Annotated in this window: 12 protein-coding genes; 4 read left to right on the top strand and 8 right to left on the bottom strand. The window is 33.8% G+C overall.

Annotated elements, in window-relative coordinates; genetic code table 11:
* The 3 genes from VKY41_RS08880 to VKY41_RS08870 form a co-directional block, all read left to right on the top strand.
* The coding region (locus VKY41_RS08880) for a T9SS type B sorting domain-containing protein (protein ID WP_500814093.1) at positions 1–3070 on the top strand (3070 nt) is incomplete at its 5' end.
* Positions 3071–3081: 11 nt separating this feature from the next.
* Positions 3082–4008 carry a PorP/SprF family type IX secretion system membrane protein gene (locus VKY41_RS08875; RefSeq protein WP_500814092.1) on the top strand — a complete coding sequence of 309 codons (927 nt, stop codon included), beginning with the start codon at positions 3082–3084 and terminating at the stop codon, positions 4006–4008.
* A 12-nt stretch (positions 4009–4020) separates the two neighbouring features.
* Positions 4021–5937, top strand: coding sequence for an OmpA family protein (locus tag VKY41_RS08870; protein WP_500814091.1), 1917 nt, complete (start codon positions 4021–4023; stop codon positions 5935–5937).
* A 361-nt stretch (positions 5938–6298) separates the two neighbouring features.
* Here VKY41_RS08870 and VKY41_RS08865 read toward each other — a convergent pair whose 3' ends face one another.
* Both VKY41_RS08865 and pdxH read right to left on the bottom strand, forming a co-directional pair.
* Positions 6299–6793, bottom strand: a complete 495-nt coding sequence (locus tag VKY41_RS08865; protein WP_500814090.1) for a CAP domain-containing protein — start codon at positions 6791–6793, stop codon at positions 6299–6301.
* Positions 6794–6957: 164 nt separating this feature from the next.
* Positions 6958–7605 carry a pyridoxamine 5'-phosphate oxidase gene (pdxH, locus tag VKY41_RS08860; RefSeq protein WP_500814089.1) on the bottom strand — a complete coding sequence of 216 codons (648 nt, stop codon included), beginning with the start codon at positions 7603–7605 and terminating at the stop codon, positions 6958–6960.
* An 81-nt stretch (positions 7606–7686) separates the two neighbouring features.
* Here pdxH and VKY41_RS08855 point away from each other — a divergent pair, with 81 nt between their 5' ends.
* Positions 7687–8100: a hypothetical protein gene (locus VKY41_RS08855; RefSeq protein ID WP_500814088.1), complete on the top strand. Its 414-nt coding sequence runs from the start codon at positions 7687–7689 to the stop codon at positions 8098–8100.
* Here the strand turns inward: VKY41_RS08855 and VKY41_RS08850 are convergent.
* The 6 genes from VKY41_RS08850 to VKY41_RS08825 all read right to left on the bottom strand — a co-directional run.
* Positions 8097–9002 carry a ribonuclease Z gene (locus VKY41_RS08850; protein ID WP_500814087.1) on the bottom strand — a complete coding sequence of 302 codons (906 nt, stop codon included), beginning with the start codon at positions 9000–9002 and terminating at the stop codon, positions 8097–8099. The two genes, VKY41_RS08855 and VKY41_RS08850, sit on opposite strands and share 4 nt — an antisense overlap.
* Positions 9003–9082: 80 nt before the next feature.
* Positions 9083–9415 (bottom strand): ribonuclease Z, encoded by a 333-nt coding sequence (locus tag VKY41_RS08845; protein ID WP_500814086.1) that lies wholly within the window; start codon positions 9413–9415, stop codon positions 9083–9085.
* A gap of 12 nt (positions 9416–9427) precedes the next feature.
* Positions 9428–10357 carry an aspartate carbamoyltransferase catalytic subunit gene (locus VKY41_RS08840; protein WP_500814085.1) on the bottom strand — a complete coding sequence of 310 codons (930 nt, stop codon included), beginning with the start codon at positions 10355–10357 and terminating at the stop codon, positions 9428–9430.
* A 77-nt stretch (positions 10358–10434) separates the two neighbouring features.
* Positions 10435–10785, bottom strand: a complete 351-nt coding sequence (locus VKY41_RS08835; protein WP_500814084.1) for a hypothetical protein — start codon at positions 10783–10785, stop codon at positions 10435–10437.
* Positions 10778–11326: a bifunctional pyr operon transcriptional regulator/uracil phosphoribosyltransferase PyrR gene (gene pyrR, locus VKY41_RS08830; RefSeq protein WP_500814083.1), complete on the bottom strand. Its 549-nt coding sequence runs from the start codon at positions 11324–11326 to the stop codon at positions 10778–10780. The genes VKY41_RS08835 and pyrR overlap by 8 nt, the downstream gene beginning before the upstream one ends.
* 216 nt (positions 11327–11542) lie before the next feature.
* Positions 11543–12436, bottom strand: an 894-nt coding sequence (locus VKY41_RS08825) for a S1 RNA-binding domain-containing protein (RefSeq protein ID WP_500814082.1), incomplete at its 5' end; no start/stop codon positions are given.

Raw genomic sequence — 12436 nt, 5'->3', positions numbered from 1 at the left:
AACATTTACAATTAATGCTCCTGAAGCAGTAGTTGCTAACGCTCCAGATGCAATGACTTCTGAAGCTTGTGATTACGCTGATCAAGCAGCTGTTGATGCAGCATTCAACACCTGGTTACAAGGATTCACAGTTACTGGTGGTTGTAATGCTACAGGAGATTATGGAAATCCTACTGCTCCGCTATTATGCGAAGGTGGTACGACTACGGTTACTTATAATGTTACTGATATCTGTGGAGATACCTCTATCGAAAGAACATTTACAATTAATGCTCCTGAAGCAGTAGTTGCTAACGCTCCAGATGCAATGACTTCTGAAGCTTGTGATTACGCTGATCAAGCAGCTGTTGATGCAGCATTCAACACCTGGTTACAAGGATTCACAGTTACTAGTGGTTGTAATGCTACAGGAGATTATGGAAATCCTACTGCTCCATTATTGTGCGAAGGTGGTACGACTACGGTTACTTATAATATCTCTGATATCTGTGGTGATACCTCTATCGAAAGAACATTTACAATTAATGCTCCTGAAGCAGTAGTTACAAACGCACCAGACTCTATGACTTCTGAGGCTTGTGATTACGCTGATCAAGCAGCTGTTGACGCAGCATTCAACACCTGGTTACAAGGATTCACAGTTACTGGTGGTTGTAATGCTACAGGAGATTATGGAAATCCTACTGCTCCATTATTGTGCGAAGGTGGTACGACTACGGTTACTTATAATATCTCTGATATATGTGGTGATACCTCTATCGAAAGAACATTTACAATTAATGCTCCTGAAGCAGTAGTTGCTAACGCTCCAGATGCAATGACTTCTGAGGCTTGTGATTACGCTGATCAAGCAGCTGTTGATGCAGCCTTCAACACCTGGTTACAAGGCTTTACTGTTACTGGTGGTTGTAATGCTACAGGAGATTACGGAAATCCTACTGCTCCGCTATTATGCGAAGGTGGTACGACTACGGTTACTTATAATGTAACGGATTTATGTAATCCATTTACAATAGAAAGAACTTTTACAGTAAACGGTATACAACCTTTAACTATTATTTCGGAAGCAAATAATATTAACGTAGAGTGTGATGGATCTGGTAATAATGGAGAAATTCAAGATTGGTTAGACAACCATGGTTATGCACAAATTTCAGACAACTGTTCAATTGTAACTTGGACAAATAATTATGGAGGAGCAGCCTCTAATTGTTCTGAACCAATATCTGTTACTTTTACTGCGATAGATGAGTGTGGAAATACAGTTACAACTACAGCTACTTATTCAATTATTGATACAATAAATCCAGTTATCATTACTGAAGCTAGTCCATTATCTGTAGAATGCGATGGAAACGGAAATGTTAGTGAATTAGAAGCTTGGTTGCAAAACAATGGCGGAGCTGAAGCTACTGACGATTGTTCTTCAATCGTTTGGACTAACAACTTCAGTGGTCTTTCAGATGGATGTGGAGAAACAGGATTCGCTAATGTAACTTTTACTGCTACGGATGCTTGTGGAAACTTTAGCACAACTACAGCAACTTTTACTATCGTTGACACCATCGCTCCTGAAGCGCCTGCTGCTCCTGCAGATATGACTGTAGAATGTATGGACGAAGTTCCTACTGCAGAAGTACTAATGGCTATGGACAACTGTGCTGGTGAAATTCAAGGTGTGGTTTCGGAAGTAACTGACAACACAGATCCTTGTAACGTAACAATTACACGTACTTGGACATTCACTGATGCTTGTGATAATAGTTCTTCTATATCTCAAACAATCACTGTAAGTGATACAACTGCTCCTGAAGCACCTGCTGCTCCTGCAGATATGACTGTAGAATGTATGGACGAAGTTCCTGCTGCAGAAGTCCTAATGGCAATGGACAACTGTGCTGGTGAAATTCAAGGTGTGGTTTCGGAAATAACTGACAATACAGATCCTTGTAACGTAACAATTACGCGTACTTGGACATTCACTGATGCTTGTGATAACAGTTCTTCTGTATCTCAAACAATCACTGTAAGTGATACAACTGCTCCTGAAGCACCTGCTGCTCCTACAGATATGACTGTAGAATGTATGGACGAAGTTCCTGCTGCTGAAGTACTAATGGCTATGGACAACTGTGCTGGTGAAATTCAAGGTGTGGTTTCGGAAGTAACTGACAACACAGATCCTTGTAACGTAACAATTACACGTACTTGGACATTCACTGATGCTTGTGATAACAGTTCTTCTGTATCTCAAACAATCACTGTAAGTGATACAACCGCTCCTGTAGTAACAAACGACCTTTCTGATATTACAGTAAGTTGTGATGTTATCCCAGAGATTCCAACCTTAGTTTTTGAGGATTGTTCAAATGAAATAACAATAACTCATTTTAACGAAGACAATTCATTTGACGGAACTAATAATGATTACGAAATCATCTGGACATGGGAATTTAGTGACAGCTGTGGTAATATTGGAACTGCTTCTCAAATTGTTTATGTAAACATGACTGATACTGTTCTTTTAGAAAATGACAGTAGATGTACTGAAGATGGAGTAATTGACCTATTCGATTACTACCAAGGTTCAGACACCACAGGTACTTGGATGGTGGTATCAGGAAATGCAACTTTAAATGGTCAGTATTTTGATCCTCTAACAGTAGAACTTGGAAACTATGTATTTAATTATACAGTAGCTGACAATGGCTGTTTAATTACAACAGAAGTAACCCTAAATATAAATGACGATTGCGTTGTTTTAGATTGTGGTACAGAAGCTGTTGTCATTTCTAAAGCAGTTACTCCAAACGGAGACCAATGGAACGAATACTTTGAAGTAACTGGAGTTGAATCTTGTGGATTTGTAATGGATGTTAAAATATTCAACCGTTGGGGTGCAATGATATATGAATCAGGCGACTACAAAAACGATTGGAATGGTACAACTTCTAAAGGATCTGTTGGAAATGCAGATAAAGTACCAAACGGAACATACTATTATATTCTAACTTTAAAAAATAGTGGATTAAAACCTTTCACAGGATACATCTACGTAGGAACCAAATAAAACTATAACCTATGAAATCTATTAAACATTATATAGTTACATTGGCAATATTGAGCAGTACAGTTGGAATTGCTCAACAAATGCCACAGTTTACCCAATACATGTATAACACCATTTCTATAAATCCGGCATATGCTGGAAGTAGAGAAACTTTAAGTGTAGTTGGCTTACATAGAAGCCAATGGGTTGGATTCGATGGTGGACCAATTACTCAAACCTTATCTGTTAATTCACCTTTAAGGAATGAAAAAATTGGATTGGGACTATCCTTTATTAACGACAAACTTGGAGACGAACGATTTTCTTATTTATATGGAGACTTCTCGTACACCGTTCAAACAGGGGAAAACACGAAACTTTCCTTCGGCTTAAAAGGTGGTTTAACAGGTTATAGTTTAGATAGAAACGCAATAGATCCTAGCGGGCAAGATCCAAACATTTATGGTGTTGAAGACCGCTGGAGTCCAAACATTGGAGCGGGTTTATATTGGCATTCTCAAATGTGGTATTTAGGGCTTTCTGCACCAAGAATTCTAAATACAGATTACACTAAAGGAAAAAACAATCAAGACATTGCAGCTTTAGAGCGTGTTAGTTATTATTTTACTGGAGGTTATGTTTTCACACTTAGCGAAAACACCAAATTAAAACCTGCATTTTTAGTAAAAGCCACCAATGGAGCACCTATTTCCTTTGATTTAACAGCTAACTTCTTGTTCTACGAAAAACTTTGGCTTGGAGGAGGATATAGAATCGACGAAAACACCTCTGCCCTAGCCGGCTTAGTAGACTTTCAAGTTTCTAAAGAATTCCGAATTGGCTACGCTTACGAATACCCATTATCAGACCTTAACAGCTATACTGGGGGAACACATGAGATTTTAGTTATGTTCGAATTGTTCAAACCTAAAAGAATTAAATCACCTAGATACTTCTAAAAACATTTCAGTATGAAAACAAGAGTCATATTCACAATAATCGTATTAACTAGTGCTTTCATTTTTTCTCAAGAAAAAGTGGCAGACAAGTTTTTTGACAACTATGCCTATTTAAAAGCTGCTGAATTATATAAAGAAGCTGTAGACAAAGGAAAGGACAGTAAACACATACTAACTAGATTAGGTGATTGTTATTACAATAATTCCGATTCAGAACAAGCAGCTATATGGTATGGCAAAGCACTTGAAAAATATTCGGATGTTGAACCTGAATACATCTATAAGTACATTCAAACACAACGTAGCTTAGGAAACTATGAAGTTGCGGATACTTGGTTGACGACATTCAAATCTAAGCAAAACAATGATAGTAGATCTGAAAAAGCCGATTCAAACAATTTGCATTTATATGAAAAATTAGCTTCTACTAAAGGCACTTTAGTTACTGTGAATAATCTTCCTATAAACTCGAACTATTCAGATTACGGAGGTTTTATTCATGAAAACACTATTTACTTTGCTTCTTCTAGAAATACTAACAATAAAATTTATAAATGGAATAACGAGCCTTATTTAGACCTTTACCAAGGAACTATCTCTACAAAAGATGGGGCACAGGAAATTTCAGATATTAAAAAAATAAATTTTGATGGAGCTCATAGAAAGGATGTACATACAGCAGATGCGGTTTTAACAAACGATGGCAGCACGATGTATTTTTCAAGAATGAACGTTGGAAAAAGAAATAGAGCTAAAATGGATAAGGAAGGAACTGTTCAGTTAAAAATCTACAAAGCTACTTTAGTGGATAGTACTTGGTCTAACATTACAGAATTACCATTCAATAACGACTCTTTTTCTACTTATCACCCTGCTTTAAGCCCTGATAATAAAACGTTATTTTTTACCTCAGATCGTGAAGGTGGATACGGTCAAACAGACCTATATAAAGTAGCAATAAATAGTGATGGAACCTATGGCGAAGTTAAAAATTTAGGATCAAAAATTAATACAGAAGGTCGTGAAGGTTTTCCGTTTGTAGCAAAAGACAGTACGCTTTATTTTTCTTCCGATGGTTTTTTAAACCTTGGCTTATTAGATATCTTCAAATCGGATTATATAAAAGATGAAAATGCGGAAGCCATAAATTTAGGTGCACCCTATAACAGTGGATACGATGATTTTGCTTTCTTTATTAATTCAGATACCAAGGAAGGATACTTTTCATCTAACAGACATGATGGGATAGGTAGCGACGACATTTATCAATTTAACATTTATGAATGTAAACAGAAAGTTGAAGGTATTGCTAGAAACAGTAAAACTTTAGAACCCCTCCCTCTAACAACCGTACAACTTATAGATGAATCTGGTAAAATTATTGAAGAAGTCACTACTGACGAATTGGGTCAATATGCCTTCAACCTTGATTGTGATCAGACATATAAAATACTTGGAAGCAAACCAGATTATAAAGATGCTTTAATTACTCTGAAAACAACAAATGAACCAGACAAAGTACATAATGGTGACTTATCATTAATCCCATTAATTAACTATAACGAAATTGTAATTAACCCTATTTTCTTCAACTTTGACAAATGGGATATTAGACCTGATGCAGCCTACGAGCTAGAAAACATTGTATCAGTTATGAGAGAACATCCAAATATGGTTATCAAGATTGAATCACATACAGATAGTCGTGGCTCTGATAGCTACAACATGAAACTTTCAGATAGAAGAGCTAAATCTACAAGAGAGTATCTATACTCTAGAAATATTGCTAAACACAGAATTGAAAGTGCTATAGGCTATGGAGAAAGCCAACTAGTTAACAAGTGTTCTAATGGAGTAAAATGTACAGAAGAAGAACATCAAGAAAATAGACGTTCGAAATTTATTATAATTTCGGATATTGAAGAATAATCTAAAGCTATTAAAATAAATGAATAAGATGCTATTTAGTTATTTTAAGATTATCCGGTAATAAGTTGGAATATTTTTAATATTTATAGCTTACATATTACAACCTTCCTAACAAAAAGCTTATTACCCAAAAGCCACTCTAAATGAGTGGCTTTTAAATTAAAAATTAATAACGAATACAAGTTTACATCATGAACGTATTTTGTTAATATATCTAATAAAAACAAAAACCACTCTCCTACTAAATCAATAAAGAAGTAATGGGAAAAATGGTTTTTTAATTGCAATTAATTAGATTTTGACAATCTATTAATTAAAAAAATAATATAGCTTACATATTAAATTTCGCAATCCATTAAGTTTATTTTTTAACAAAAATATTTGTATAGTACCATTTACCTTGGCTATTTTGTTCTGCGGAAATATCAAAATTGGTAAAATCACCTTCTATATTCTCTTTATGTCCAGGACTAGCCAACCATGCATTAACTAAAGATTCAGCTCTTGTGTAACCATAGGCTACATTTTCTGAAACTATATTAGCACCAGCATTATTAACTAAATAATTTTTACGTGAGAAAAAATTGTCGTGAGAGACATTATCTTTTTCAATCATATAATCTGTATGACTATAAGCTTGAGATTTAATTATTGACATACTTTCAAGAGCATTTAAACCTAAGCTTAATCGATGCTCGTTAATCAAATCAAGAATTTCTATTTCAATAGGTTTTGTTTCTGGTACTACTAAATTAGTCTCTGGGTTGCTTACTGATTCGTCTAAGTTATCTGTTGAGCAAGAGAATGATAACATAACAATCAATACCATAATTGGTAGATAAGTAATCGTCTTCATAAATAGGTAATTTAGATTTGGTATTTCAAATATAAATCCCTCTACGACAACAACTGTTAATAAAATGTTAAAATCGACAAACTACATGTATTTTGTCGGTTTTTTATGACTTTTATCGATGAAATACATTTTAATTTATAAAAACATTGTATTTCACCGTAAAATTATGGAGATAGTCGATTTTTTACCCAATCGTAATCTGAGTTCAAAATATATCTAATTCTATCATGTAATCTATTGGGTCTTCCTTGCCAAAACTCTATTTCTACAGGTTCCACAATAAAACCTCCCCAAAAGTTTGGTCTTGGAATTTCTTTACCTTCATATTCTTTTTCTAAGGCTGCCAATTCCTTTTCTAAGTACGCTCTACTCTCTACAATTTCACTTTGGTTGGAAACAAGAGCACCCAATTGACTTCCTCGAGGCCTAGACTCAAAATAACCGTCGCTTAAGTTATCAGCAATCTTTCTAGCTTTACCTTTAATTATGACTTGTCTTTCTGCACCATGCCAAAAAAAAGATAAACACACACTTGGATTATTTAAAATTGCCTTGCCTTTTTCGCTATTATAATTAGTAAAAAAAACAAAACCTTCGTAGGTATACTTCTTTAATAAAACCACTCTTCCCTTTGGATATCCGTCTAATCCTATAGTTGAGAGTGTCATAGCATTTGTTTCAACCTCTGGAAAATATTTATCCACCTCAAAAAACCATTTTTGAAATAATTCCATAGGATTTTCTGGTGTGTCCTTAATTAATAGCTCGTTTTTTTCGTAGGATCTTCTGTAATCCCCTAGGTCTGTGTCCATAACATTTTTTGTTAGACTTTTTTATTTAAATACTTTTTTAAACAAACAATTATATCTAAATTCATCTTTTTTGTTTGTCTTATGAAATTTGAAAATAGTAAATATTTTAAACTCCTTAGAAACTCAAAAATAGAGTTTTCTTTCGGCAACTTTTTCTTTTTAGATAATTTTATTATTTCAGAAGTTAACGAAGGAGTTCATTTCAGTTGGGATAAAATTGAAATGGTTATTTCTGCAATAGCAGAACATTACGGCGATGATTTCAAGGTTGCTTTCCTCTCAAATAAAATTAATTCTTACTCCATAGAACCTCAATTATGGATAGAATTTTATAATGAATACAACTTTATTATTGCCAGTGCTTTGGTAACTTATAACGAGTTAAGCTATAAAAATGCCACAATGGAAAAACACTTTTCAAAGAAAAGCGTAAAACGTTGTACAAATTTGGATGAAGGTATTGAGTGGATTTTAGGTTTAAAAGAATTCAATTAAAACTCGAATTTCTTACCGTCTTGTGCTAGCTCAACCTTTGGAAAAACAGATTGAGCTTCAGTTTTAAATTCATTTAAATCATCGTAACGGGTAGAATAATGCCCTAAAATTAACGTGCCTACTCCTGCCTTTTTAGCTATACTTGCTGCTTGTTTTGCAGTGCTGTGTTTGGTAGGAACTGTTAATTGTTCATGCTTTTCTAGAAATGTAGATTCGTGATACAGTACCGTAGTATTCTTAATTATAGGCACTATCTCTTCATTATACGCTGTATCGCTACAAAACGCATAGCTTTTAGGCTTAATTGGATCGCTAGTTACTGTTTCATTTTTTATTAATTTCCCTTTATTATTTACAACATCAAAACCTTGTTTAACCTTGTTGTAATAAGCTACATCTATATCTGCTTCTACAGCGGCATTAACGTCAAGTTTTCTTTCACCAGGTTTTTCTTTAAAAAGAAAACCATTTGTATAAATTCTATGATCTAAAGGAATGGTATAAACTTCTACTTTATCATCTTCAAAAATCAATTCAGATTCTTTTGACGTCAATTCATGAAATATAAGTTGATAATTGGTCCAGGAACTAGATAACTTCATGTGAAGTGTTATTAATTCCTTTAAACCCTTAGGAGAGTAGATGTGTAACTCGGTTTCTCTTGTTAATAATCTGAAGGTAGAGATAAGCCCGATTAACCCAAAATAATGATCGCCATGTAAATGGGAAATAAAAATGTGTTTAATCCTGTTAAACTTCACTTTATTCCTCCGTAATTCAACTTGGGTTCCTTCACCACAATCTATCAAAAAAATGTGATTATTAATTTCCAATACTTGTGCAGTAGGGTTGGAATTAATACGTGGCGTTGCACTATTGCAACCTAAGATTGTAAGTTTCATTATTGGTGTTTGTTGAAAAGCTGTAGAGTTGTTTTAGATAATAAAATTAACAATTAAACAACTCTACAACTTAACAATGATTATAATCCTAAATCGCGTTCCATTTCTTCCATTTCAACAATATCAAGTGCTTCTTGCATGGTAGGAACAACAACAAGTTCGTCTGGCATTTCGTCTAGATTTACTTTATCTGAAACAATTACAAACGATTGTTTGGATTTTCTATGAGTATTTGAAAGTTGTAAAAACTCAGTAATCTCTTGCAATGGAATAGGCTCTAAACTTGTTAAAGATACTATAATGTTATCGTTTTTATAACGGTTATAAACCACATCTAATTTTTTTACTAATTCGATAACAGATGTTTTTTGCTGAGTAACAATGGTAATATTCTCTTCTTTATCTATAATCATGGTTTTATAGTTTTATTGTTTAATCTTTGAAGCTAATAAATAAATTACTGCCATCCTAACAGCTACACCATTTTGAACTTGATCTAAAATAATAGCCTGTTTGGAATCGGCCACATCACTTGTTATTTCCACACCTCTATTTATTGGTCCTGGGTGCATAATAGTAATTTCTTTGTCTAAAGAATCTAATAGGGCTTTATTCACCCCAAACTGCTGAGTATACTCCCTAGTAGAAGGAAAATAACTTATGTCCATACGTTCATTTTGAACACGAAGCATGTTTGCCACATCGCACCAATTTAATGCTTTACGTAAGTTGGTTTCAACTTTTACACCTAATTTTTCTATATGTTTTGGGAGCAAGGTTTTAGGTCCACAAACCATAACATTGGCTCCTTGAAGTTTTAGTGCATATATATTTGAAAGCGCTACACGGCTATGTAAAATATCTCCAACAATTACAATATTCTTCCCTTGTACTTCTCCTAATCGCTCTCTAATAGAATAAGAATCTAACAATGCTTGTGTAGGATGCTCGTGAGCTCCATCTCCAGCGTTTATTATACTTGCTCCAACATGTTGAGATAAAAACACACTAGCTCCTGGATTTGGATGACGCATAACAACCATATCTACTTTCATAGAAAGGATATTATTAACCGTATCTATTAAAGTTTCTCCTTTTTTTACTGAAGATTGAGAAGCTGAAAAATTAATGACATCTGCAGAGAGTCTTTTTTCGGCCAACTCAAAGGATAGTTTAGTCCTTGTGGAATTTTCAAAAAATAAATTGGCGATAGTTATATCTCTTAGTGAAGGTACTTTTTTAATAGGTCTGTTAATCACTTCTTTAAAATGATTGGCAGTTTCAAAAATAAGTTCGATATCTCTTTTTTCAAGATATTTTATTCCTAATAAGTGGTTGACACTTAATTCACTCATCCTATTTGTTTTATTTTCTATTCTTAATATCTAATATCACTTAAATGTATCGTTTTCTACTAAAGTGATAAAACTAATTATTCAACTTGGTTTAACTTAAACTCAAGTTCACTTAAAGATCCGTCTTCCTTTTTGAAACAGAGATATACCATAGCATCGTCTAAGAAATCAAATTTTAGCAACATAGGTTTCATAACCTTAAATAGTTCTTCAGCGTTTCTGCCTAAGGCTAAAAGCTGACCTTGGGTATCATTTAAGTTTACTTCATGTCCTCCGTATCTGCCAATTTCTTCAGGGATATTTTCCAACATCATCATATCTAGTTGATGTATTTGGTCCAAACTATTAAATAGTCCAAATGAAATAATCACTTCATCATAATTTTCAGATAACTTCTTATCAGCTAAAAATAATTCTTCGCTAGTCATCTTTATTTCCAATTAAATAAACGGAGTCTTCCCCTTCATTTTCAACCCAATTTACTTTTACTCTTTCATTATTAATGGCATCCACTTGTCTGCCTCTATAATTTGGTTGAATAGGTAAATGTCTACTAAATCGCCTGTCTATTAATGTTAGAAGTTCAATTTCTTTAGGTCTTCCAAAAGATTGAATTGCCGTTAATGCCGAACGAATACTTCTTCCTGTATATAAAACATCGTCTATAAAAACAATATTTTTATCTTCAACTAAAAAGTTTATTTCTGTGGTATTGGCTTCAAGTGGTTTTTCTCCTCTCCTGAAATCGTCTCTAAAGAATGTGATGTCTAAAAGACCTAATTTCACATTTTTAATGCTGTAGTCTTCCTTTAGGATTTTAGTTAATCGTTCTGCTAGAAATTTACCTCTTGGCTGAATTCCTATTAAAACTGTGTTTTCAAAATCCTTATGTTTTTCAATTAATTGACAAGCCAGTCTATGAAGAATGATGTTTACCTCTATGGTATTAAGTAACACTTTTTGACTCATATATTCCCAACTTAATTGGTGAACAAAGGTAATGCAAAATATTAGAAATAGAAACACAAAATAGCATTCAAAAAGTTTTATTGATATTTCGTAAGATTTCTGTTTTTGTAGGGTGAAATTCGAGCATAAAAAAAGCCTTCAAAATAAATTGAAGGCTTTGATTTTTAATGGAACACCTTGACTATGCTTAGTGTATCATTTTATGTACTTTAAGAATTACTTCTTTCCGTCCATTTTATCTTTAAGAGCTTGTAAAGCATCGTTAGCATCACCTAAAGTTGGTTTTGCTTCTGCTGCTTGAGCTTCTTGCTTCTTAACAGCCGCTTTAACGTTTGCAGCTTCCTCTTCTCTAAAAATAGCAGTATGAGAAGCAACTACACGTTTAAACTCTTTATTAAATTCAATAATTTTGAATTCAGCAGAATCTCCTTTACCTAGTTTCTTTCCGTCTTCTTGTTCAAGGTGACGTGCAGGAACGAAAGCAACGATATCTTCGTTAAATTCAATAGTTGCACCTTTATCTACAACATCAGCAATTTCTGCTGTATGAACTGTACCTAAAGCGAATTCAGTTTCGTATTTATCCCAAGGATTATCAGTAGTTTGTTTATGACCTAAACTTAATTTACGTCCTTCTACATCTAATTCTAGAACTACTACGTCTAAAGTATCACCTACGTTACAGAATTCACTTGGATGTTTAATTTTCTTAGTCCAAGATAAATCAGAGATGTAAATTAATCCGTCAATACCTTCTTCTAATTCAACAAAAACACCAAAGTTTGTAAAGTTACGAACAATACCGTTGTGGTTAGAACCTACAGGGTATTTAGAAGTAATATCAGTCCATGGATCTGGAGTTAATTGCTTAATTCCAAGAGACATTTTACGATCTTCTCTATCTAAAGTTAAAATTTGAGCTTCAACTTCATCTCCTACTTTTACGAAATCTTGAGCAGAACGTAAGTGTGTAGACCAAGACATTTCAGAAACGTGAATTAGTCCTTCAACTCCTTCAGCTACTTCAATAAATGCACCGTAATCTGCAATTACAACCACTTTTCCTTTTACTTTGTCTCCAACTTTAATGTCTTCGCCAAGAGCATCCCA

The organism is Xanthomarina sp., from assembly GCF_035306605.1.
GTDB lineage: Bacteria > Bacteroidota > Bacteroidia > Flavobacteriales > Flavobacteriaceae > Xanthomarina.
This window is presented reverse-complemented; position numbering and strand designations above follow the sequence as displayed.